Origin of the sequence: Variovorax paradoxus (assembly GCF_009498455.1) — a bacterium.
Lineage (GTDB): Bacteria > Pseudomonadota > Gammaproteobacteria > Burkholderiales > Burkholderiaceae_C > Variovorax > Variovorax paradoxus_H.
The window spans coordinates 4709610-4730790 of sequence record NZ_CP045644.1; the positions used below are offsets into that span (position 1 = coordinate 4709610).

At 65.7% G+C, this 21181-nt stretch carries 21 protein-coding genes and 1 pseudogene; 11 read left to right on the top strand and 11 right to left on the bottom strand.

What is annotated here, in order from left to right:
- Positions 1-2 precede the first annotated feature (2 nt).
- The 6 genes from trbL to GFK26_RS34335 all read left to right on the top strand — a co-directional run bounded on the left by trbL (position 3) and on the right by GFK26_RS34335 (position 5371).
- Positions 3-1376: a P-type conjugative transfer protein TrbL gene (gene trbL / locus GFK26_RS21735; RefSeq protein ID WP_153283819.1), complete on the top strand. Its 1374-nt coding sequence runs from the start codon at positions 3-5 to the stop codon at positions 1374-1376.
- Between the two features lie 25 nt (positions 1377-1401).
- Positions 1402-2115, top strand: a complete 714-nt coding sequence (gene trbF, locus GFK26_RS21740) for a conjugal transfer protein TrbF (RefSeq protein WP_153283820.1) — start codon at positions 1402-1404, stop codon at positions 2113-2115.
- Complete coding sequence (trbG, locus tag GFK26_RS21745; protein WP_153283821.1) at positions 2112-3152, top strand: P-type conjugative transfer protein TrbG; 1041 nt, start codon at positions 2112-2114, stop codon at positions 3150-3152. The genes trbF and trbG overlap by 4 nt, the downstream gene beginning before the upstream one ends.
- Positions 3149-4462, top strand: coding sequence for a TrbI/VirB10 family protein (locus tag GFK26_RS21750; protein WP_153283822.1), 1314 nt, complete (start codon positions 3149-3151; stop codon positions 4460-4462). The genes trbG and GFK26_RS21750 overlap by 4 nt, the downstream gene beginning before the upstream one ends.
- Positions 4459-4701 carry a DUF2274 domain-containing protein gene (locus tag GFK26_RS21755; protein ID WP_153283823.1) on the top strand — a complete coding sequence of 81 codons (243 nt, stop codon included), beginning with the start codon at positions 4459-4461 and terminating at the stop codon, positions 4699-4701. The genes GFK26_RS21750 and GFK26_RS21755 overlap by 4 nt, the downstream gene beginning before the upstream one ends.
- A gap of 310 nt (positions 4702-5011) precedes the next feature.
- Positions 5012-5371 (top strand): IS110 family transposase, encoded by a 360-nt coding sequence (locus tag GFK26_RS34335; protein ID WP_228121738.1) that lies wholly within the window; start codon positions 5012-5014, stop codon positions 5369-5371.
- Here GFK26_RS34335 and GFK26_RS34720 read toward each other — a convergent pair.
- The 6 genes and pseudogenes from GFK26_RS34720 to GFK26_RS21790 all read right to left on the bottom strand — a co-directional run.
- A pseudogene (locus GFK26_RS34720) lies at positions 5349-5414 on the bottom strand (hypothetical protein); the annotation flags it as partial. The gene GFK26_RS34335 and the pseudogene GFK26_RS34720 overlap by 23 nt on opposite strands.
- Before the next feature lie 686 nt (positions 5415-6100).
- Complete coding sequence (locus GFK26_RS21770) at positions 6101-7600, bottom strand: tripartite tricarboxylate transporter permease (RefSeq protein WP_153283825.1); 1500 nt, start codon at positions 7598-7600, stop codon at positions 6101-6103.
- Between the two features lie 9 nt (positions 7601-7609).
- Entirely contained in the window at positions 7610-8116 is a 507-nt protein-coding gene (locus tag GFK26_RS21775) for a tripartite tricarboxylate transporter TctB family protein (RefSeq protein ID WP_153283826.1), read from the bottom strand.
- Entirely contained in the window at positions 8113-9096 is a 984-nt protein-coding gene (locus GFK26_RS21780; RefSeq protein WP_153283827.1) for a Bug family tripartite tricarboxylate transporter substrate binding protein, read from the bottom strand. The genes GFK26_RS21775 and GFK26_RS21780 overlap by 4 nt, the downstream gene beginning before the upstream one ends.
- Before the next feature lie 28 nt (positions 9097-9124).
- A complete protein-coding gene (locus tag GFK26_RS21785; RefSeq protein ID WP_153283828.1) occupies positions 9125-10108 on the bottom strand; it encodes a Bug family tripartite tricarboxylate transporter substrate binding protein in 984 nt (327 codons plus the stop codon).
- Positions 10109-10152: 44 nt separating this feature from the next.
- Complete coding sequence (locus GFK26_RS21790) at positions 10153-11205, bottom strand: lactonase family protein (protein WP_153283829.1); 1053 nt, start codon at positions 11203-11205, stop codon at positions 10153-10155.
- Between the two features lie 84 nt (positions 11206-11289).
- On the opposite strand from GFK26_RS21790, the gene acnA reads away from it, so the two are divergent.
- The 3 genes from acnA to GFK26_RS21805 are packed head-to-tail and all read left to right on the top strand — an operon-like array spanning position 11290 to position 15606.
- A complete protein-coding gene (acnA, locus tag GFK26_RS21795; RefSeq protein WP_153283830.1) occupies positions 11290-13929 on the top strand; it encodes an aconitate hydratase AcnA in 2640 nt (879 codons plus the stop codon).
- Positions 13930-13960: 31 nt separating this feature from the next.
- Positions 13961-14857: a GntR family transcriptional regulator gene (locus GFK26_RS21800; protein WP_153283831.1), complete on the top strand. Its 897-nt coding sequence runs from the start codon at positions 13961-13963 to the stop codon at positions 14855-14857.
- A gap of 5 nt (positions 14858-14862) precedes the next feature.
- Positions 14863-15606, top strand: a complete 744-nt coding sequence (locus GFK26_RS21805; RefSeq protein WP_153283832.1) for an ABC transporter substrate-binding protein — start codon at positions 14863-14865, stop codon at positions 15604-15606.
- An 87-nt stretch (positions 15607-15693) separates the two neighbouring features.
- Here GFK26_RS21805 and GFK26_RS34340 read toward each other — a convergent pair whose 3' ends face one another.
- The 4 genes from GFK26_RS34340 to GFK26_RS21825 form a co-directional block, all read right to left on the bottom strand.
- On the bottom strand, positions 15694-15864 hold the full coding sequence (locus GFK26_RS34340) for a hypothetical protein (protein ID WP_228121739.1): 171 nt from the start codon (positions 15862-15864) through the stop codon (positions 15694-15696).
- Between the two features lie 303 nt (positions 15865-16167).
- Positions 16168-16359 carry a hypothetical protein gene (locus tag GFK26_RS21815; RefSeq protein WP_153283833.1) on the bottom strand — a complete coding sequence of 64 codons (192 nt, stop codon included), beginning with the start codon at positions 16357-16359 and terminating at the stop codon, positions 16168-16170.
- Positions 16352-17074: a hypothetical protein gene (locus GFK26_RS21820; protein ID WP_228121740.1), complete on the bottom strand. Its 723-nt coding sequence runs from the start codon at positions 17072-17074 to the stop codon at positions 16352-16354. Before GFK26_RS21820 ends, GFK26_RS21815 begins: the two co-directional genes overlap by 8 nt.
- Positions 17075-17133: 59 nt before the next feature.
- Entirely contained in the window at positions 17134-18351 is a 1218-nt protein-coding gene (locus GFK26_RS21825) for a site-specific integrase (protein WP_153283835.1), read from the bottom strand.
- 95 nt (positions 18352-18446) lie between these two features.
- Here GFK26_RS21825 and dusA point away from each other — a divergent pair, with 95 nt between their 5' ends.
- On the top strand, positions 18447-19451 hold the full coding sequence (gene dusA / locus GFK26_RS21830; protein WP_153283836.1) for a tRNA dihydrouridine(20/20a) synthase DusA: 1005 nt from the start codon (positions 18447-18449) through the stop codon (positions 19449-19451).
- Between the two features lie 165 nt (positions 19452-19616).
- The gene (locus GFK26_RS21835; protein WP_153283837.1) at positions 19617-20402 is read left to right on the top strand and encodes an IclR family transcriptional regulator; all 786 of its coding nucleotides are present in this window, start codon (positions 19617-19619) and stop codon (positions 20400-20402) included.
- Between the two features lie 128 nt (positions 20403-20530).
- On the opposite strand, the gene GFK26_RS21840 is transcribed toward GFK26_RS21835, so the two are convergent.
- Positions 20531-21178: a GntR family transcriptional regulator gene (locus GFK26_RS21840; protein WP_101490001.1), complete on the bottom strand. Its 648-nt coding sequence runs from the start codon at positions 21176-21178 to the stop codon at positions 20531-20533.
- Positions 21179-21181 lie beyond the last annotated feature (3 nt).

A 21181-nucleotide genomic window follows, 5' to 3' on the forward strand; every position in this document is an offset into this window, starting at 1 on the left:
CGATGAACGATGTCGCGGTCATCGATCGCTTCCTCGACGTCTTCTCGCGCTACATCGACTCGGGGTTCGGGCTGCTGCATGGTGAGGTGGCGTTCCTCACGGCCACGCTGGTCGTGATCGACATGACGCTGGCCGGACTGTTCTGGGCCATGGGCCATGCGGCGGGGCAGGGCGACGACGTGATTGCGCGGCTGATCCGCAAGGTGCTTTACGTGGGGGCGTTCGCTTTCATCATCGGCCACTTCAATCAGCTGGCCGGTGTCCTGTTCCGTTCGTTCGCGGGGCTCGGCCTGGTGGCCTCGGGCTCTGGGTTGACACAGGCGCAGTTCCTGCAGCCCGGCCGGCTCGCGCAGGTCGGCATCGAGGCGGGCCGGCCGATCATTGAGCAGATCGGCGAGATGACGGGCTTCCCCGAAACCTTCGCGCATCTGGACACCATCGCCGTGCTGTTTCTGGCCTGGCTGGTGCTGATCGTGAGCTTCTTCGTGCTCGCGGTGCAGCTGTTCGTCACCCTGATCGAGTTCAAGCTGACGACGCTCGCGGGCTTCGTGCTGGTTCCCTTCGCGCTGTGGAACAAGACCGCGTTCCTCGCCGAGAAGGTGCTGGGCAACGTCGTGTCCTCGGGCATCAAGGTGCTGGTGCTGGCTGTGATCGTGGGGATCGGGACCGGCCTTTTCGCGGAGTTCCGCACGCCGCCCGGGGTCGAGCCGTCCATCGACCATGCGCTGACCGTCATGCTGGCGGCACTCGCGATGCTGGGCCTGGGGATCTTCGGACCGGGGATCGCGACGGGGCTCGTGTCCGGCGCGCCGCAGCTCGGTGCCGGCGCGGCGGCGGGCACCGCCCTGGGTGCGGCGGGCCTGGCGGTCGCTGGTGGCGCGGCCGTGGCGAGTGCGGGTTCCGCCGTGGCCGCGGGCGCGCGCATAGCGCCCGCCGCAGCGCGCGCGGCGATCGGCGGCGGCGCGGCGGCCGCGCGTTCGGCCAGCGGCGTGGCGAGCGGTGCGAAGTCGGCCTACCAGGCGGGTGTCGTGGCATCCAGCGGTGGCGGTGCCCGCGCGGCCGGCGCCGGTCTCGCCCATCTCGCGCAAACCGGTGCCGGCGCCGTCGGCCAGCGCGTCGCGTCCGGTGCCAAGGCCGTGAAGGATCGCGTGGCGAACTTCGTGGCCGATGCCGCGGCGCCTATGACAACGGCGCATGCGGGATCCTCCGGCGCGGACGAGGCCGGTGGACCACCTCCCGAACCGGCATGGGCCCGGCAGATGCGCCGCAAGCAGCAGCTGAGCCATGCGGCCTCGACCACGGCGCACGTGCTGCGCTCGGGCGACCACGGCGGCAGCGGCACGGGCCCGACCCTGCGTGACGAGTCCAACGGCTGATCCGGCTTCTTGAGGAGAACCATCCATGCGATTCAAGCGACCTCAGGTGCGGTACTCGGACACGCCCGAGCCCGTCACCCCGTATCAAGCTGCGGCGCAGGTCTGGGACCAGCGCATCGGCAGCGCGCGCGTGCAGGCGAAGAACTGGCGGTTGATGGCCTTTGGCTGCCTCTCGCTGGCTTTGCTGATGGCCGGTGGGCTGGTCTGGCGCTCGGCGCGGTCCATCGTGACGCCCTATGTCGTCGAGGTCGACAGCGCGGGCCAGGTGCGTGCCGTGGGCGAGGCCGCCACGCCCTACAAGCCCAGCGACGCGCAGATCGCGCACCACCTGGCGCGCTTCATCACCGACGTGCGCTCGCTGTCGATCGACCCGATCGTGGTGCGGCAGAACTGGCTCGAGGCCTACGAGTACACGACGGACCGCGGCGCCGCGACGCTGAACGATTACGCGCGTGCCAACGATCCGTTCTCGCGCATCGGGGAGAGCTCGGTGGCGGTGCAGATCAACAGCGTGGTGCGCGCAAGCGATTCGTCATTCCAGGTGCGCTGGACGGAGCGGCGTTATGTCAACGGCGAGGCGGCCGGCCTGGAGCGCTGGACCGCGGTGCTCGCGATCGTGCTGCAGGCGCCGCGCACCGAGGAGCGGCTGCGCAGGAACCCGCTGGGCATCTACATCAACGGTCTGTCCTGGAGCCGCGAGCTCGATGCGACAGAGACAGCCAAAGGAGCCAAACCATGAAGACGGATTTCCGTGAACACGCATTTGCACCGATCCTGATGGGGGCAGCCGTCCTTGCCGGCTGTGCCACGCAGGGCAAGCCGCCGCCGGTGATCCCGCTGGACGAGCCGGTGGCCGCCGCCGCGCAGCCGCTGCCCGAACCGGCGCCTCCCGTCGAGGTGGTGGAGGTGCCGAAGCCCTTGCCGCTGCCCGGCCAGATGAAGGCGCTGCCGAACGCGCAGGAAGCCAAGTCGGCGCCGGAACCCGTCGACGAGAAAGTCCGTGTTTCTCGGGCCAACGAAGAGGCCCGCGTTGCGCCGACGCGCGAAGGCTACGTCAACGCGATCCAGGTCTGGCCGTATGCCGACGGCGCGCTGTACCAGGCCTACACGAGCCCGGGTCGCGTGTCGGTGATCGCGCTGCAGGAGGGCGAGGAGCTGGTGGCGGTCTCGGCCGGCGACACGGTGCGCTGGATCGTGGGCGACACGGTCAGCGGCAGCGGTGCGAGCCAGCGTGTCCATGTGCTCGTGAAACCCACGCGCGTGGGGCTGAAGACCAACCTGGTCATCACGACGAACCGGCGCACCTACCTGCTGGAGCTGTCCTCGACGCCACAGGCCTGGATGGCGTCGGTGTCCTGGGACTATCCGAAGGAGCGGATACTGGCGCTGCAGAAGCAGGCGAGGGAGGCGCAGGCTGCGGCGCCGGTGGATGCGGGTCTGTCGGTGGAACAGATCCGGTTCCGCTATGCGATCAGCGGCGATGCGCCGTCCTGGAAGCCGCTGCGCGCCTTCGACGACGGGCAGAAGGTCTACATCCAGTTTCCGGGCGGCATCGCACAGGTCGAGCTGCCACCGCTGTTCGTGATCGGGTCGCAGGGCGACGGGCAACTCGTGAACTACCGCTTCCGCTCGCCGTACTACGTGGTGGACCGGCTGTTCGGCGCGGCGGAGCTGCGGCTGGGCGGCTTCAAGGGCGGCAAGGCCGAGGTGGTGCGGATCGAGCGCACGGATGGCGCGATCGGCAGCGTACAGGGTGCACGGAGCGATGGGTCATGAGTGGAGAAGACACGGTGCCACCACCGGCACCCCAGATCACACCCAAGGTCGCGCCAGAGACCGTGGCACTGCGCGCACAGCCCCGGCCGATCGTGCGGCTCAACCGCCGCATGCTGGCGGTCGGTGCCGGCACCCTGGCCGCCGCCGTGCTGGGTGGCACGATGTGGTCGCTGCAGTCGCAGAAGCGCGAGCGCAACCCGGCCGCCGAGCTGTACAACGTGGACCGTGTGGCCCGGGCGGACGGGCTGGAGCAACTGCCGAAGGACTATGCCGGAATGCCGCCGGCGCCGAAGCCGGCGCCACCGGTGCTGGGGCCGCCATTGCCGGGAGACCTCGGGTCGGCCATGGCGAAGGCACAGCAGCCGATAGAGGCGAGGGCGGGCCATGGCGTCGATCCGGTGCAGGCCGAGCGGTTGGCAGACGAGGAGGCGGCGCGGTCGTCGGTGTTCTTCCGGCGCAGCGGTGACGGTGCTGCGGCGAAGCGAGGGGCTGTTGCCGAGAACGCTATGTCCACGACTGCTACCGATGCGTCTGGACTGACGGCGGGTCAGCAGCCGTTCAATCCGTTGGGCGCGATGAACCCTGCCGTGGATTCGCCGGCTGATCCTGTGATGGCGCAGAACCGCCAGGACCGCAAGGAAGCGTTTCTTGCGAACGCCGGTGACTCGACTACGCGCAATCCGGGCAACCTGCAACTGCCGGCTTCGCCATACCAGGTGATGGCGGGAACCATCATTCCGGCGGCGCTGGTGACCGGCATCAACTCCGACCTGCCGGGGCAGGTGATCGCCACGGTGACCGAGGCTGTCTACGACACAGCCACGGGGCGCCATCTGCTGATCCCGCAAGGTTCGCGGCTCATCGGGCGCTACGACAGCCAGGTGGCCTTCGGCCAGAGACGTGTGCTTCTGGTGTGGATACGGCTGATCCTGCCGGACACGTCGTCCGTGGCGCTGGATCGGTTGCCGGGGATCGATCCAGCGGGCTATGCGGGGCTGGAGGACGGAATCGACTGGCATTGGAATCGTATCCTGGCGGGCGCGGCGCTGTCGACACTGCTCGGCGTGGGGGCTGAGTTGGCGGCGCCGCAGAACCGGACGGACCAGGACGGCAACCGCCTCGTGATCGCCGTGCGCGAGGGGGCGCAGGACACCGTGAACCAGGTCGGGCAGGAAATCACCAAGCGCAATGCGAGCATTCAGCCGACGCTGACGATCCGGCCCGGGTTTCCGATGCGGGTGACGGTGAGCAAGGACCTCATCCTGCGGCCGTACCAGCCGCTGTTCTTCAAGCGCGGGAGTTCGCAATGAGCAAAGCGGTGAGTCGATTGAGCCTGGGCGCGCTGCCACGAGCTGAGAGCGTGAAGCTGACGATCACAGTGCCAGTGGAACTGAAGGTGCAGCTTGATGCTTATGCGGAGTTGCACAGTCGGCTGCATGGGCCGGTAGAGGCCGTGGCATTGATCCCCCACATGCTCGCTGCGTTCATCGCGCGAGACAGGGGGTTCAAGGCGCTAAGCGCCAAGGCAGCGAAACCGAAGACGGAATGACAATGGCGCTCTCCAAGCAGCCATACTGCTAGAGCCCGATGCCAACACCTCAGTTGCGACGCAGTGGTTTCGCGGTTGAGCGACCAGCGAGACACGAGTGGCCGTCGCGGGAAATGGAAAATGGGACATGCCGAAAGAAAGCAATGAGGGCAGCAAGCTCAAAACGTCATCCAAACCTCAAATGTTGACGAACAAGAGTGTTGATTGCCACCGAAAATTGATAATCATCTAGCCTGCGAGGTCGGCCTCCGTTCACAGGCCTATCGTTTGGATTGCGATTCAACCGATGACGCCCACGAAGGAGACCGACATGGAACTGTATGCGGCGATTGATTTGCATTCCAACAACAGCGTTTTGACCGTGCTCGACGAGCAAGATCGAACGGTTTACGCCAAGCGTTTACCGAACGATCTCGGCACGATCGTCTCGGCGCTTCGGGCGTACGCGGGAGCCCTGCGCGGCGTGGCGGTGGAATCCACCTACAACTGGTACTGGCTGGTCGACGGGCTTCAAGCCGCTGGCTTCACCGTGCACCTGGTCAACACCACTGCAGTCAAGCAATACGACGGACTCAAGCACAGCGGGGATTTCAGCGACCGGCCTTCACCGATCGCGGAAAGATGCCCCTGCGCATTTGTTCGTAGATGGCTGACCTGCGCAGGCCGGTGAGGCGCTCGACTTCAGGCAGTCTCAGAAGCCTGTCGTGGGCAATGCCTGATCGTCTGCGCCAGCGGCAGCGTTGAGTCGGGGCAAAGGAGCATGAGCGCCTCCTGCAGCAGACGAGCCGCCTGCAGGGCTCGTTGAGCGGTTAGGTCGGCGGCGGCGCACGCGCTCGACTCACGGTTGGTTGCGGCTCGCACGGGCAATGCCTTTCGGTTTTTCCGCAGCGCGCCAATGCCGTTGCGGGACGTCCATAGGTTGCCAGGGATGTCTGATGAGACCGACTCGCTGTAGGGGTGCGAGGCGTACCGGAGCGGGGGCGTGCGAAATTGGAGAGGGCGTTCAGCACATGGCGAACATTCGTGCACTCCACTCTAACCAAGGTGGGTGCTGGGCCGATATCCTTCAATTTCCTCCCTTTCTCCTTTGCAGCAGAAACGCCTTGCGCTCGGCTCGTGCTTCTGCACGCAGATCTTGCCGGCCGCGAAACGGGTCCAATAGGGTAAACAGCGCGTGAGGTCTCCCCCTTGGACCCCGGGAAGCCAAATCGTCGGTGGCGGCTTGCTGGGAGCGTCTGCAGGCGCGACCGGACTCCAAGGCCGATGGCTGCGCAAGCGGGCGCCGCCAAGGCGCAGGGGTGTCCTCGACTCCCGCACCGGACATCAGGCCCGATCGTCCTTGATCACCAACGCCGATCTTCCGCGCCTGGAAGCTCAAGGAGAGACGCGCCACTGCGTCTCAAGCATCGTCGCCCTTGAATCGCTTAAGTTCCTTGAAGATCAGCGGCGCAACCAGCGCGAACAACGCCAGCCCCAGCAGCGTGGCCGAGCCCGCATGCTTGAAGAACACCAGCCCGTCGCCCAGGCTGATCTGCAGTGCGCGCCGAAACTGGCTCTCCGCCATCGGTCCGAGGATGAGTCCGACGATCATCGGTGCCACCGGGTAGTCCCAGCAACGCATGAGATAGCCGCAGATCCCGAAGGTCACGAGCATCACCAGTTCCACCGTGGACGGGTTGGCTGCCAACGTGCCCATCACTGCGAACACGAGGATGCCCGCATACAGCCACGGTTGTGGCACCTTCAGCAGGCGCACCCACAGGCCGACAAGCGGCAGGTTCAGTACCAGCAGCATCAGGTTGCCGATGAGGAAGCTCGCAATCAGCCCCCAGACCAGATCGGCGTTGGTCACGAACAGCAGCGGGCCCGGTACCAGCCCGTATTGCTGAAAGCCCGCAAGCATCATCGCGGCAGTGGCCGATGTGGGAAGGCCCAGCGCCAGCAGCGGCACCAGTGTCCCGGTGGCGGCCGCGTTGTTGGCCGCCTCGGGACCCGCCACGCCTTCGATCGCGCCCTTGCCGAATTCTTCGGGCTTCACCGCGAGCTTGCGCTCGAGCGTGTACGACAGCAGCGTCGGCACTTCGGCGCCGCCCGCAGGCAGGGCGCCGATCGGAAAACCCAACCCGATGCCACGCAGCCATGGCTTCCATGAGCGCTGCCAGTCTTCCTTCGTCATCCAGAGCGAACCGCGCACGGCCTCGATCTTTTCCTGCACGCCGGTGAAGCGCGAGGCAATGTAAAGCGTCTCGCCCATCGCGAACAAGCCGACGGCCAGTGTCGTGATGGACACGCCGTCCAACAGGGCAGGGACGCCGAACGCCAGGCGCGACTGTCCCGTGAGCTTGTCGATGCCGACGAGGCCGAGCACCAGGCCCAGCGCAAGGCTCGTGATCCCGCGCAGCACCGAGTCGCCGAAGGTGGCCGACACGGTGACAAAGGCCAGCACCATGAGCGCGAAGTAGTCCCACGGACCGAACTGCACTGCGAAGTCGACAAGCCACGGCGCGAGCACCGAGATGCCGATCGTCGCGATCAGCCCTGCGACAAAAGAGCCGATGGCCGCCGTGGCGAGCGCAGGCCCGCCGCGCCCGGCCTTCGCCATTCGGTGCCCTTCGATGGCAGTGGCAATCGAGGCCGCCTCGCCCGGCGTGTTGAGCAGGATCGCAGTCGTCGAGCTGCCGTACATACCGCCGAAATAGATGCCGGCAAACATGATGATGGAGCCCGTCGGATCCAGCTTGAAGGTAATGGGCAGCAGCAAGGCTACCGTCAGCGACGGGCTGATCCCAGGGAGGATGCCAACCAGCGTGCCCAGCAGCACGCCGATGCCGGCGAAGAGCAGGTTGCCGGGCTGGATGGCCACCAAGAGGCCTTGGCCCAGGAGCGTGAAAACTTCCATGTCGACCCTTCAGCCGAGAAACAGGCGCTCGAGCGGTCCGGCCGGCAACGACAGGGACAAGGCCCTGGTGAAGAAGGCAAAGACGATGGCCGCGAGCAGAAAGCCGATGGCGGGTGACTTGATGCGAATGGGCTGGCCGAAGGCCCGCGCGGTCGAAACAAAGAGCCAGGTGGAGCCGATGACGAATCCGCCGCCGAGCTGCAGGATCAGGATCATTCCGATGAGCCCGCCCAGCACCCAGCCCAGCGCCGCACGGTTGGTGAGCACGGCGCCGAGCTCCGACGTCTTGCCGTGCAGCGCAGCGCGCATGCGCAAAGCCTTGGCGACGTGCGCGAGCCCGAGCACAACCAGCAACAGCGCCACGATGCGCATCGCGGCCGTCGGCCCGACGCCTACCGCCTGCGCGGGCGCCATCAGCGTCACGTCGTAGCCGATGACCGCGGCCAGCCCGAACAGCACGGCGCCTACCGTGGCCGTCGCGTGCCAGCCTGGGCCTTTGGTTTCCGAATCGCTCATTTCACGAGGCCGATGGAGCTCAGCACTTCCTTCACGCGCTGCTGATCGGACTTCAGGAACGCTGCGAAGGCGTCGGCGTCGAGATAGGCGTCGTCCCAGCCGCGGGCCTTCGAAATCTTCGCCCATTCGGGCGACTTGAGCGCCTTGTTGACGGCCGTCACCAGCGCGGCCTTCTGCGACGCGCTGATCGCCGGACCCGCGACCACGCCGCGCCAGTTCACGAGTTCGACGTCGATGCCTTGCTCCTTGAGCGTGGGCACGTCGACGCCTTCGATCCGCTTGGCCGTCGACACGCCGAGCGCGCGCAGCTTGCCGGCCTTGATCTGGCTTTCGAACTCGTTGTAGCCCGACACGCCCGCGGTCACGCGGCCGCCCAGCATTTCGGCCAGTGCTTCGCCGCCGCCCGAGAAGGGCACGTAGTTCAGCTTTGCCGCATCGCCACCGGCCTGCTTGGCGATGAGCCCGGCCAGGATGTGGTCCGCGCCGCCAGCCGAGCCGCCGGCCCAGACGACCTTGGAGGTGTCCGCCTTCACGGCGGCTGCAAGATCCTTCAGCGTCTTGTGCGGTGAATTCGCAGGCACCACCACCACCAGCGGGTCGCCGGTCATGCGGGCGATTGGCGTGACGGCATCCAGGCCGACCGGCGCCTTGTTGGTGAGCACGGCACCCACCATCGTGATGCCCATCACCATCAGCTGGTTGCCATCGCCCTTTGCGTTGTTCACGAACTGAGCCAGGCCGACCGTCCCGCCCGCGCCCGGCACGTTGACGACCTGCACGTTCTTTGCCGCGCCCGTGGCGGTGAGCACCTGCTGCAACGAGCGCGAGGCACTGTCCCAGCCACCGCCGGGGCCTGCCGGCGCAATGATCTTGAGATCGAGCGGCGCCTGCGCCACGGCGGGTGCTGCAGCAAGTCCGAACAGCATGGCCATGGAGGCGGCGAGTAGGGCGCGGCGATTCGATGTGGACGAGAGTTTCATGAAGGTCTCCTGTAGATTTGGTAAGGGGCTATTCCGCGACGATCCTTGCGCTGTCGACGATGCGCCCGTACTTGACCGATTCGGTCTTGATGAAATCGCGGAACTGGGTTTGCGAGAGCGGCAGGGGCTCGCCGCCTTGCTCACGCAATCGCTTGACCAACTCGGGGTCACGCAGCGCTGCGGTGACTGCCTCGTTGAGCTTTGCCTGCACGGCGGGCGGCGTTTTTGCGGGTGCAAAGAGACCGAACCAGTTGTCCAGGTCGTACGAGGCCGTGGGGGTGAACTCGGCAATTGCCGGGATGTCCGGTGCAAAGCCCGCGCGCTTGGTCGAGGTCACCGCCAGTGCCTTGACCCGGCCGCCCTTGATGAACGGCGTTGCCCCGGCCAGGCTCACGAAGGTGATGTCGACATTGCCCGACGCCACGTCGACCAGTTGGTTCGAGGCGCCCTTGTACGGCACGTGCTGCATCTGGATGCCCGCCAGCGACTGGAGCAACTCGCCGTTCAGATGCTGCGGGTTGCCGACGCCGCTCGTGGCATAGGTCACCTTGCCCGGGTTCTTCTTTGCGTAGGCCACGAGCTCGGGCAGATCCTTTGCCGGAAACGATGGATTCGCGACCAGTACATTCGGCACCCGCGTGACGGCAGTGATCGGCGCCAGGTCTTTCTCCGGCGAATACTGCATCTTTGCCTTGTAGACCAGCGGATTGATGGCGGTCTCGCCGGCCGAACCCAACAGCAGCGTGTAGCCGTCGGGCGCGGCCTTTGCCACGAAGGCGGCGCCGAGCATGCCGCTGGCGCCAGGCCTGTTGTCCACGACCACCGATTGTTTGAGCGACACGCGCAGCTTCTCTGCCAGCAGGCGCGCCATCGCATCCACGCCGCCGCCGGCAGAGAAGGGAACCACGATGGTGACGGGCCGCGTGGGGTAGTCCTGCGCGAACGCGGACAGCGGGAGCGCGATGAAGGCCACGGTGGCGCACAGCAGTGCCCGGCGTTGAATCGATTGCATCTGGGTTCCTTGGTGTCGAAGAGGTGCTTTGGGCTGGCGGCGGTTCATGCGGAGAAGACCATGCAGACCGGGCTGCCTGACCTGACCGAGGCACCGGTGGGCTCGAGCGTTCCGGCCGCAGGGTCGACGGTCAGCGTCACGATGGAGTCGCTGTCCTCGTTGAGCACGAACATGAACCGGCCGTCAGGCGTGAGCGCGAAGAAACGCGGCGTCTTGCCCTGCGCGGGCACGGCTTCGATGAACTTCAGCGCGCCGGTGGCGGGGGCGACACTGAACACCGCGATGCTGTCGCTGCCTCGGTTGGAGGCATACAGAAAGCGTCCCTTCGCATCGATCTGGATTTCCGAAGCGCGGCTGTTGCCGGTGAAGCTCTCCGGCAGCGCGGAGAGCACCTGGAACGGCGAGAGTGCCCCGGTGTCGGGCATGACGCGGTAAGCCGTCACAGTCGAGTCGAGTTCGTTAACCACATAGGCGAGCGGCGCGCCTGGGTGAAACGCGAGATGGCGCGGCCCCGCGGTCTCGCGCGTGGCGATGAACGGCACCGGCGCCGGCGCCAGGCGGCCGCCTTCAAACCGGAAGCTGAAGACTCGGTCCAACCCCTTGTCGGGCACGACGACGAAACGGCCGGTCGGGTCGAAGGGATTGAAGTGCGGCTTGGCCTGCTTCTGCTCCACGCGGTGCGGTCCCACCGGGCCTTCCAGCGTCAGGAGTTGCGTCAGTTCACCCAGGGAACCATCGGCGTTCACGGGCAGCACCGCCAGGCTGGCGCCAATGTGGTTGGACACCACCATGAAGCGGCCAGTCGGGTCCAGTGCCAGGTGCACCGGGTTCTTGCCTTGCGTGCTTTGGCGGTTGATGAAGGTGAGGAGGCCCGTACCACGGTCGACCCTGAAGGCGCTGACTTCGCTCTCGTCGCCATGCACCGCGTAAAGGAACTCGCCGGTGGCGTTCAGCGCAAGAAAGGAAGGGTTGACCAGGTCTCCAGCGATGTCGACCAGCTCCAGCGTTCCATGCGCGGCATCGACCCTGAAGATGCTGATGCCGTCGCCCCGCGCATTGCGCTCCCGGGTGGTGCGGCTGCCGACGTAGGCGTACATGGAGGGTCTCTGGATGGAGGAAGAAGGAAGGCTGCGGGTTTGCACTGAATTGCATTTTATAAACAACAAATGCAAAATTGGCTCATGGAAAACACTGAGACGTCCTGCATGCGGCTTGTCGTGGCCGGGCAGGAGTACCTCGCCGTCGATCTGCCGGCGCGGTGCAAAGACAAGCTGGACCGCCTGCCCGTGGTCCTGCGGCTTCTGTTGGAGAACGTCGCGCGCAACATGCAGGGCGCTGAGAAGGAATCCGCGCTGGCGGCGCTTCTCGCATGGACCGACACGGGGACCAGCGAGGCGGAGATCGCCTTTCAGCCGGGGCGCGTGCTCATGCACGACACCACGAGCACGCCGGCGCTGGTAGACCTTGCCGCCATGCGCAGCACGCTGGCCGAGGCCGGCGTGGACCCGTCGGTGCTGAACGCGAGCCTGCCGGTGGACGTGTCGGTGGACCACTCGCTGGCCGTGGAGGCCTTCGCGCGCAAGGACGCGCCCGAACTCAACATGGCTTTCGAGATTCGCCGCAATGCGGAGCGCTATTCGTTCCTGCGCTGGGCTTCGAAAGTGCTCAGGGGCGTGCGCATTCACCCGCCCGGCACGGGCATCATGCACACCATCAACCTGGAGCAGCTGGCCACCGTGGTCGCGGTGGAGGAGGGCGACGGCGCGCGCTGGCTGGTGCCCGACATGATGATCGGCACCGACAGCCACACGCCCATGGTCAATGGCATCGGTGTCCTGGGCTGGGGCGTCGGCGGGCTCGAGGCGCAGACCGTGATGTTCGGCATGCCGACGATGCTGCGCATTCCCGACGTGATCGGCGTGCGGCTCACGGGCGCGCTGCGGCCCGGCGTGCTGGCAACCGACCTGGCGCTGACGGTGACGCAGCGCCTGCGGGCCATCGGCGTGTCCGGCGAGTTCGTCGAGTTCTTCGGCCCCGGCGTTTCGACGCTCACTGCGGGCGAGCGCAGCGTGGTGGCCAACATGGCGCCGGAGTACGGCGCGACCACGGGCTTCTTTCCGGTCGACGGACACACGCTCGACTACCTGCGGCAGACGGGGCGGACCACTGCCCATATCGAACGCGTCGAAGCATTCAACCGCGCGACGGGCCTCTGGTTCGATCCGGCTGCGGAGCCGACCTACACGCGAGCCATTCACATCGAACTCGATGCGATTGAAATGCACATTGCGGGTCCGCGTCGTCCGCAGGATCTGCTGGGCTTCGGCGACAGCGCATCGGCGCTGGCTTCGCTCGGCTTCCAGCCCAAGGTCGCCGACCCGCAGATGCCGCGCTATCCAGTGGCCATCGCGGCCATCACGAGTTGCACCAACACCTCGGACCCGCGCCTGTTGATCGCGGCGGGCTTGGTCGCCCGCAAGGCAAGGGCACTGGGACTGCGGGTGCCCGCCTGGGTCAAGACTTCGCTCGGCCCGGGATCGCCCGCTGCGGCGGCCTACCTGGAGCGCGCCGGCCTCATTGCAGATCTGTCGGCCGTCGGTTTCGACATCGTCGGCTACGGCTGCACGACATGCATCGGCAATTCCGGCCAACTGCCAGAGGTCATTCAGGAGGCGGCGGCCAGGGGGGCCGTTCATCCCGTCGCCGTGCTCTCCGGCAACCGTAATTTTCCGGGGCGCGTGCACCCCGATCTCGATCTCGGCTTTCTCATGTCGCCTCCGCTGGTCATCGCTTTCGGCCTGGCGGGAGACGCCGAGCGCGACCTGCGCGTGGACCCGGTGCAGGTGAATGCCAGCGGCAAGAAGATCTACCTGCAAGACCTCTGGCCTTCGCGCGAGGAGATCGATGCCGCGCTCACGCAGTCGCAGGACCCATCGGACTACCCGTGTGCGTTTGCGATTGCCACTGCCAATCCGCTCTGGCATGAACTCGCCGCACCCGGGTCCGAGCTGTACCCCTGGAACCCTGGCTCGACCGCGCTGCGCCGGCCGCCGTTCGCCGCCCTCTCGGAGGGCAGCATGCTCGGGCACTACAGCGCGTTTCCGCTGCTTGTGGTGGGCGACGACGTCACGACCGACCACATTTCGCCGGCCAGCGCGATTCCCAAGGACAGCCTCGTCGCCGATTTCCTCGTGGCGCGCGGCGACGATCGCGATGACCTGAACGTCTTTGCCTCGCGCCGTGGCAATTGGGAGGTGATGGTGCGCGCCGCCTTCCACAGCAAGACGCTGAAGAACCTGCTGGCGCCCGGCGGCCCCGTGGCCCATACGCTGCACGTGCCCAGCGGCGAGGTGATGCCGCTCTGGGAAGCTGCACAGCGCTACCGCGCATCGGGCGACTCGGTCGTGCTGGTGGCCGGGGAGCGCTATGGCACCGGTTCGTCGCGCGACTGGGCTGCCAAGGGCCAGCGCTTGCTGGGCATCCGCGCGGTGCTCGCGAACAGCTTCGAGCGCATCCACCGTTCGAACCTCATCGGTATGGGCGTGCTGCCGCTGCGCATGCCAGCGGGCATGACGCCGGCCACGCTCGCCCTGGCGGCTGGCGATCGCATCGAAATCGATGCCCGGCTTGGCAACATCCGTCCGCGCGGGCTCGTCGATGTCGCCCTGCACCGCGTCGATGGCCGGGTGGAGCGCTTCGGCGCCACGGCCGCCGTGGAGACGCAGCTGGAGGTGGAACTGCTCGAGGCCGGAGGCGTGATCCCCTCGACCCTGCGCAAGATGGTGGAGAAGCATGGCGCCGCCGCAGACCGGGCCGCGTGAGCCCGCCGGATTCGCGGGAAAATCCGGCCCCATGCGGACCGACCAATCCATTCCCTCTCAGATCCTCGACCTGATCCAGGCCGACGCCATGCCGGCGGGCACCCATCTGCCTGCGCAGCTCCTCGCCGACCGCCTCCGGGTGTCGCGCTCACCGGTCAACGAAGCGCTGTCGCTCCTGGCTGAGAAGGGCGTGCTCATGCGGCAGCCCAACCGCGGCTACTTCCTGGTGAAGCCGATCGGCAGCGAGGCGAGGGCGCTGGCCGGGGAGCTGGGCCTCGAAGAGGCTGACGTGGTGACGGAGGTGTATTTCCGCATCGCCGACGACCGGCTGAGGGGACTGCTTCCGGACGAGTTCTCCGAAGCGCTCCTCAAGCAGCGCTACGGCTTGACGCCGGTGCAGCTGAACGGGGTGCTCGGGCGCATCGCCAACGAGGGCTGGGCCGAAAAAAAGCCCGGTTACGGCTGGGTGTTCTCGTCGATGCTGACCACGGCCGACAGCCTGCTGCAGTCGTATCGCCTTCGCCTTGCGCTCGAGCCCGCTGCGCTGCTGGAGCCGAACTACCACCTGTCGCCGCAGGTGATTGCGCGCTGCCGCGCGGCGGAAAAGCACCTGCTCGAAGGCGGTATCGAAACCGACACCGCCGATCAGCTGCACGACCGCGGCGTGCGGTTCCATGAATCGCTGGTCGAGGGCTCGGGCAACGCGTTCTTCATCGACACCATCCGCCGCGTCAACCGCGTGCGCCGGCTGCTGTCGTACCGCTCGATGCAGGATCGCAGCCGCTACAAGGAGCATTGCCAGCAGCATTTGCACCTGCTCGATCTGCTCGAGCGCGGCCGCAACGACGAAGCCTCGAAGGCCATGCACCAGCACCTTTCAAGCACGCTGCGCAATCTCGCCAAGATCAGCAGCATCCTCAAGACCTAGCTTCCATGACCATCGATCCTGCCATCGTCCGGGCGTTTGCACCCACCGGCGCATTGCGCGCCTCGATCAACCTGGGGAACCCGATCCTTGCCAATGCGGACAAGGCGACCGGCGCGCCCGCCGGCGTCTCCGTGGATCTGGCGCGCGCCTTCGCTGAACGCCTTGGCGTGCCGCTGGAACTGGTGGTGTTCGATGCCGCGGGGAAGTCGGTCGAAGCGGTGGCCAACGAACAGGCGGACATCGGCTTCTTCGCGATCGATCCGGTTCGCGGCGCCGAGATCGCATTCACCGAGGCCTATGTGTTGATCGAGGGCAGCTATCTCGTTCGAGAGGATTCGCCCTTGCAGCACAACGACGAGGTCGACCGCGAAGGGACGATGGTGGCGGTCGGCAAAGGAAGTGCCTACGACCTCTATCTGACCCGTGAACTCAAGCGCGCGCAAATCGTGCGCGCGCCGACTTCGCCCACGGTGGTCCAGACCTTCCTCGAGCAGAACCTGGACGTAGCTGCCGGCGTGAGGCAGCAACTCGAAGCAGACAGCCGCACGCACGCAGGGCTTCGCCTGTTGCCGGGCCGCTTCATGGTGATCCGCCAGGCCATGGGAACGCCGAAGACGCGAGGCGCCGACGCGGCAGAAGTGCTGCGGGGCTTCGTGGAAAACATGAAGGGTTCGGGCTTCGTGGCGGATGCGCTGCGGAGGCATCGGATCGACGGTGCATCGGTGGCGCCGGCTGCACCTGCAGAGTAGCTACTCGGCGTAGCCGCTTTTGGTATCGGTGTGGTCGTCAGGAATTCCAGAACCAATGCGCAACGGAGCGACCCCCAGGGCGAACAATCAGGACGCGCTTTGTATGAAGTCCACAAAGCCCTTGGCGGCGCCGGCAGCAGGCGGCCGGGGTAGTAGAGAAAAGGGGCCGGAGAACCGCAGCCACGGGGATTCAGGGATCGGCTCGAGCGCACCGCTGTCGAGTTGAGGCCCCAGCCAGTGCTCGAACAGGTAGATCATGCTGGCACCGGCCATAGCCGCATCGACCGAAAGATCTGCCGCTGCGCGATCTGCACCACGATCAGCTGACCAGTCACGCCGATGCGCAAGCTTTCGCCGTCGCGTTCGAAATCCCGCCGCGGCGGCGCAACTCGAGAGTCTTGCCTCTGCGCGAGTTGAGGCTGGCTAAATCTGGAGCCGTACCTATAGCAAAAATCTCCGCGACCAATGCGCCATAAAAAAAGCCCACTCTCTTTTCAAGAGCAGGCTGTCAGCAGTTAGGTACCCAGTTGTGGTGAGCTTTGCGTGCCTCGCACACTCGAGCTACAAATCAGAGTCCGTGATTAACTCAGGAAATTTACGGCGCTTGCTGCTTGTTGATCTTGCAGCGGCTTCAATCTTTGCCTTGACTTGAGTGGTCACGCGCGGGATGCCCTTGCTTGAGACATTGAAAACCCGGCCGGGCGCGGCCTTCGCTGCCTTTGCGGGCTTTCTGATGGCTGTGGGGCTAGTCATGGGGACCTCCGACAGAGAATTTCTCACTCGTATAGGTTAGCAGTTTGCGCCAAGACCTGCTGCCAGGCCGCAAATCGAAGGTCATCAGCCGCTGTGACCCTTCCGCCTCCCACCACGCCGGATCGGCGTCCAAAATATCCTGAACGGTCTGACAGCCCTGCAGGTGCGGCGCGCTGCGCTGCTCGTCGGGCAAGAGCGCAGCGTCAAAGCCAAGCTTCGGCCATACCTTGAACCCGACATGGCGCTCCTGGAACCCTTTGCCGCCCGCAGCAATCAGTGATATTTGGGCCAAACCGGCCAGATGGGCGGTGATGGCACCCAAGGTGAACGCAATGGCGCCCAGGCCGTGGGGCGTCTGGTGCTTGTCAAGGAAAAAGTGGTCGATGTGTATGCCCTCGATGAAGAGACCTGCAGTGCCAGTCTCTTCACTGAAGATCCCCAATCTGTTCTTGTGGCCTGCCTGAATGACTTTGGCGTTGATCACCGTGAAGTACATGCCTGGCGGCGCATCGTCGCGCCCCGGCTGTCTCTCGGCCTGCCCGTGCACGCGGCTGCCGTCGAAAACGGAGAACAGGTGGACGAACTCCAGCGTCGACAACGTACCGAAAGCGAAGTCAAAACTGTTTGTTGGTCCCAGTTCAACGCCATCAAACCTGACGCGCGTGCCGGTCAGGTAGGCCCGTGTGATTTCATGGGCAAGTAGAACTTGGTGCAAGTCGGCCAGGTGTGATCGATAGAAGGGCGTCTGCTGAAGTGGCACGATCCGAAGTCAAACTAGATTGAAGCGCTCAGGCTGAGCGCTTCATGTTCGTGATGTGGTGTTGCAACTTGCGAGGCGTGGGTTGAGTTGGCTTGGGGGGCACGGCCCTCCGGGTTGGTCCACGCACCCAAAGCGATGTCTGCAGGCGTGGGGCCAGTGGGTAGGTCAAGCGATGGTGGAATGTGCTTTGGCCTGACGCCGCGCAGGTGCTCTGGCCTCAGATGGGTGTATCGCTTGAGCATCTTCCAATCCTTGTGCCCAGTCACCAGCGCAGCCTGTTCGATGGTGAATCCCGCCTCAAAGAGACGACTGGCAGCTTCATGACGCAGATCATGAAACTTGAGATCCTTGATGCGCAGTTCCTTGCAGGCCCTCCGGAAAGCGGTCCCGACAGAGCGGCCGTTATACGGAAAGACCAAGCTGCTGTTGCCGGAGAACGGTTTCTGCTCCTCGAGAATGGCCCAGGCATCGAATCCCGTGACATCAAGCAATGGCACCTTCTGGTCATTGCCGTTCTTGTCCCGCGGATCCTTCCGGTCACGCACGATCACGGTACGAGCCTTGGCATCGATGTCCTCCCATCGGATTCGGCAGATCTCGTCCTGGCGCATCGCGGTGGCGACGGCGAAGCGCATGATTCGCCCCAGCGGGATGATCTGGCGTGAATTGCTGGCGAAGTAGTCGGCAAGCGCCTGCAGTTCGTCGAGGGTAGGGCGCCGGTCCCGTTCCCGCCCCTTGCCGACCAAGCCCAGGCGCTTGAGCGCGATGCGGGCCAGATCGATGGGCTCCACCTGAACACGAACCCCGTGGACGGCCGCCGCGTGAGAAACTACCAGTTTGATGTAGCCGATGTCCATGCTAATGGTGACGGGGCCGGCGCCTTCCTTGGCGCGGTCCTTGCCGAACTGGATGAGCCGTTCACGCGTGAGGTCCTTCAGCTTCAGCTTGCCCAGCTTTGTGTTCAGCGCATCGAGGGTGAAGGCCTTGGAGCGCCGAGGCGCCCTCAGCACTTCCTTCATGTCGGTGACGTGCAGATCGATCAGATCGCCGAAGGTGGTCGGGTCCTTGACCTTTGAACGGGTGGCAGGCTCGCCCAGATCGATGCGGCGCTCGGTCGCGAGAGCCCATTCCTGGGCGTCCTTGTGCCGTCGAAAGGTTTCGCTCGCATAGACACCCTTGCGGCGGACTTGCGCGCGCCAGTTGCCGGACGGAAGCTGCTTGAAGGTGGGCATTTCGTGTGCGCTATGTGTGCACTGACAGGGCGAAATAGGGCGTATTCGGGCGTTTTGGAGTGCACACGAGCGTGCACACGAGGGGTTCTAAGTGTATGAATGATAACGCTAAGTTGTTGAATTTAAAAGAGAAAATCGTCTCCGTCGCTCCCATGATGGACTGGACCGACAGGCATTGCCGCGTCTTCCACCGCCTCATGACGCGCCATGCGCTGCTCTACACGGAGATGGTGACCACCGGCGCGCTGATCCACGGTGACGTGCCGCGTCACCTGCGCTTTCATGCCGAAGAACACCCCGTGGCGCTGCAGCTCGGCGGCAGCGAGCCGAACGACCTCGCGCATTGCGCGAAGCTCGGTGAGGAGTGGGGCTACGACGAGATCAACCTGAACTGCGGCTGCCCGAGCGAGCGCGTGCAGCGCGGCGCTTTCGGGGCCTGCCTCATGAACGAGCCGCAGCTGGTGGCCGATTGCGTGAAGGCGATGGTCGACGTGATCGATGTGCCGGTCACGGTGAAGCACCGCATCGGCATCGACAAGATCGAGAGCTACGAGTTCGTGCGCGACTTTGTCGGCGCGGTGAGCGAGGCGGGCTGCGGCACCTTCATCGTCCATGCGCGCAACGCCTGGCTGCAGGGCCTGAGCCCGAAACAGAACCGCGAGATTCCGCCGCTGCGCTATGCGCTGGTGCACCGCCTGAAGCACGACTTTCCGTCGCTGCAGTTTTCGATCAATGGCGGCATCGCCACCAACGCCCAGGTGCACGAGCACCTGCGGCTGCTCGACGGCGCCATGATCGGCCGCGAGGCGTACCACAACCCCTGGTGGCTGGCCGAGTGGGACGCCGAGTTCTACGGCGAGGCCCCGCAGACGCTCACGCGCGAAGACATCGAGGCGCAGATGTGCGACTACATGGTGCGCGAGGCGACCGAGCACGGCACGAACTGGTGGTCGATCGCGCGCCACATGCTGGGTTTGCGCAACGGACTGCCCGGCGCGCGCCGCTGGCGCCAGGTCTGGAGCGACCATCGCCTGAAGACCCGCCCGCCGCACGAAGTGATGGCGCTGGCGCACGAACCCGTCGCCGCCCAAGCCGCCTGAATCCCTTCGCCGTCGCTACCGACTTTGTAGACAGTCAGCACAATTGAGTGAAGTTGACGTGCGATGGAATACAGTTTCATGACAATGCAACAACAAGTGTGATCCAAGCACGTGTTTTTGTTCAAGAATAAGACGGTCAGGGAAACAAGAAAAAGGTTCTGTCTTATGAGTGAAGCTGTGGGCGGCAAGGAAGAAGTCAGTGCGCTTGCCAGGGGGTTGTCGTTGCTGAAGGTCATCGGGATGTCAGCGGCACCCGTCGGAAACCGGGAACTGGCCGACACCACCGGCATCCCGAAGGCCACGGTGTCGCGCCTCACGGCGACGCTGGTCGGTGCGGGGTACCTGCGGCAGTCGCAGGACAGCGAGCGCTTCAGCCTGGGGCCGGTGCTGCTCGACATGAGCAGCCGCTACCTGCGCAATTTCGACCTGCGGTCGCTGGCGCGTCCGCACCTCAGCAACCTGGCTGAGCTGTCGGGCGCCAGCATCCACATGGCGGTGCGCGACGACCTCGACATGCTGGTCATCGATTCATTGCGGCCGCGCTCGGCGCTCATCAGCTCCCGCATCGACGTCGGCTCGCGCATGTCGATCGCCACCTCTGCTTCCGGCCGCGCCTACATCGGCGCCTTGCCCGGGCCTGAGCAGTCGGCACTGCTGGAGCAGATCCGGCTCGAAACCGGCGAGAACTGGCACGCCATCGAGCCGCGCCTCATCGCCAGCCTCGAAGAGCACGCCCGCCTGGGCTACTGCACCTCTTTCGGCGAATGGAACCCCCAGATCCACGCCCTGGGCTTCGCGCTCGCAGGCCCGCGCGGCGAGCGTTACGGCGTCAGCTGCGGCGGCCCCGCCTACCTGCTGCCGAGGGAGACCATGCTGACCCGCGTCGCCCCCCGCATGCTGGAAATCGCCCACCGCATCGCCACCGAAGCCGGCACCCTCACTCTGGATTGAACGAGGCCGCGCCGCAGGCGCAGGCCCTCTCGTGGGACGCCGCGGAACCGGCTCTGCCGGGCCGCAGGCGTCGCCCCCGGAAGGGGGTTGGCGAAGCGACACGAAGTGCGCGCAGCCTGGGGGGGAGGTCAGACCGCGGCTTCGAGGCCGTTGAGGAAGTGCTCGCGCATGCGCGCCATGGCCGTGGCGGCGTCGCGCGCCTCGATGGCCGCCATCACCGCGCGGTGCTCCGCGAGCGATTCGGCAATGCGCCCCGCCTTCAGCAGCGAGTTGTGGCGATTCAGCTTCATCACCTTGCGCAGGTCGGCCACCATCTGGTCGCGCCATTTGTTGTTGGCAATGGCCAGCAGGCTCATGTGGAAGCGCTCGTTCACCGCAAAGAAGTGCTCGCGGTCTTCCTTGCCGGGGGCGGCGGCGGCTTCCAGCTCGGCGTGCAGCGCCTTCAGCTCGGCGCGCTGGTCGTCGGTGGCGCGCTCGGCCACCACGCCGGCGGCGTCGCTTTCGAGCAGCGAGAGCAGGTGGTACACATCGGCCAAATCTTGTTCCGACACCTCGGTGACGTAGGCGCCGCGGCGCACCTTCATCGTCACCAGGCCTTCGGCGGCCAGCACCTTCAGGGCCTCGCGCAGGGGGGTGCGGCTGATGCCGTATTCCTCGGCCAGCTTGAGTTCGTCGATCCAGCTGCCGGGCTCCAGCTCGCGGCGGAAGATCCGTTGGCGCAGGAGCTCGGCCACCTCTTCATAGAGGGCGCGGGGGGTCAGGGTGACGGCGGACATGGG

What these genes read in the sequence shown, in the direction of transcription:
- trbL (WP_153283819.1), top strand. Translation starts at nt 3, where the DNA reads ATGAACGATGTCGCGGTCATCGATCGCTTCCTCGACGTCTTCTCGCGC.
- trbF (WP_153283820.1), top strand. Translation starts at nt 1,402, where the DNA reads ATGCGATTCAAGCGACCTCAGGTGCGGTACTCGGACACGCCCGAGCCC.
- trbG (WP_153283821.1), top strand. Translation starts at nt 2,112, where the DNA reads ATGAAGACGGATTTCCGTGAACACGCATTTGCACCGATCCTGATGGGG.
- GFK26_RS21750 (WP_153283822.1), top strand. Translation starts at nt 3,149, where the DNA reads ATGAGTGGAGAAGACACGGTGCCACCACCGGCACCCCAGATCACACCC.
- GFK26_RS21755 (WP_153283823.1), top strand. Translation starts at nt 4,459, where the DNA reads ATGAGCAAAGCGGTGAGTCGATTGAGCCTGGGCGCGCTGCCACGAGCT.
- GFK26_RS34335 (WP_228121738.1), top strand. Translation starts at nt 5,012, where the DNA reads ATGGAACTGTATGCGGCGATTGATTTGCATTCCAACAACAGCGTTTTG.
- GFK26_RS21770 (WP_153283825.1), bottom strand. Translation starts at nt 7,600, where the DNA reads ATGGAAGTTTTCACGCTCCTGGGCCAAGGCCTCTTGGTGGCCATCCAG.
- GFK26_RS21775 (WP_153283826.1), bottom strand. Translation starts at nt 8,116, where the DNA reads ATGAGCGATTCGGAAACCAAAGGCCCAGGCTGGCACGCGACGGCCACG.
- GFK26_RS21780 (WP_153283827.1), bottom strand. Translation starts at nt 9,096, where the DNA reads ATGAAACTCTCGTCCACATCGAATCGCCGCGCCCTACTCGCCGCCTCC.
- GFK26_RS21785 (WP_153283828.1), bottom strand. Translation starts at nt 10,108, where the DNA reads ATGCAATCGATTCAACGCCGGGCACTGCTGTGCGCCACCGTGGCCTTC.
- GFK26_RS21790 (WP_153283829.1), bottom strand. Translation starts at nt 11,205, where the DNA reads ATGTACGCCTACGTCGGCAGCCGCACCACCCGGGAGCGCAATGCGCGG.
- acnA (WP_153283830.1), top strand. Translation starts at nt 11,290, where the DNA reads ATGGAAAACACTGAGACGTCCTGCATGCGGCTTGTCGTGGCCGGGCAG.
- GFK26_RS21800 (WP_153283831.1), top strand. Translation starts at nt 13,961, where the DNA reads ATGCGGACCGACCAATCCATTCCCTCTCAGATCCTCGACCTGATCCAG.
- GFK26_RS21805 (WP_153283832.1), top strand. Translation starts at nt 14,863, where the DNA reads ATGACCATCGATCCTGCCATCGTCCGGGCGTTTGCACCCACCGGCGCA.
- GFK26_RS34340 (WP_228121739.1), bottom strand. Translation starts at nt 15,864, where the DNA reads ATGATCTACCTGTTCGAGCACTGGCTGGGGCCTCAACTCGACAGCGGT.
- GFK26_RS21815 (WP_153283833.1), bottom strand. Translation starts at nt 16,359, where the DNA reads ATGACTAGCCCCACAGCCATCAGAAAGCCCGCAAAGGCAGCGAAGGCC.
- GFK26_RS21825 (WP_153283835.1), bottom strand. Translation starts at nt 18,351, where the DNA reads ATGCCCACCTTCAAGCAGCTTCCGTCCGGCAACTGGCGCGCGCAAGTC.
- dusA (WP_153283836.1), top strand. Translation starts at nt 18,447, where the DNA reads ATGAATGATAACGCTAAGTTGTTGAATTTAAAAGAGAAAATCGTCTCC.
- GFK26_RS21835 (WP_153283837.1), top strand. Translation starts at nt 19,617, where the DNA reads ATGAGTGAAGCTGTGGGCGGCAAGGAAGAAGTCAGTGCGCTTGCCAGG.
- GFK26_RS21840 (WP_101490001.1), bottom strand. Translation starts at nt 21,178, where the DNA reads ATGTCCGCCGTCACCCTGACCCCCCGCGCCCTCTATGAAGAGGTGGCC.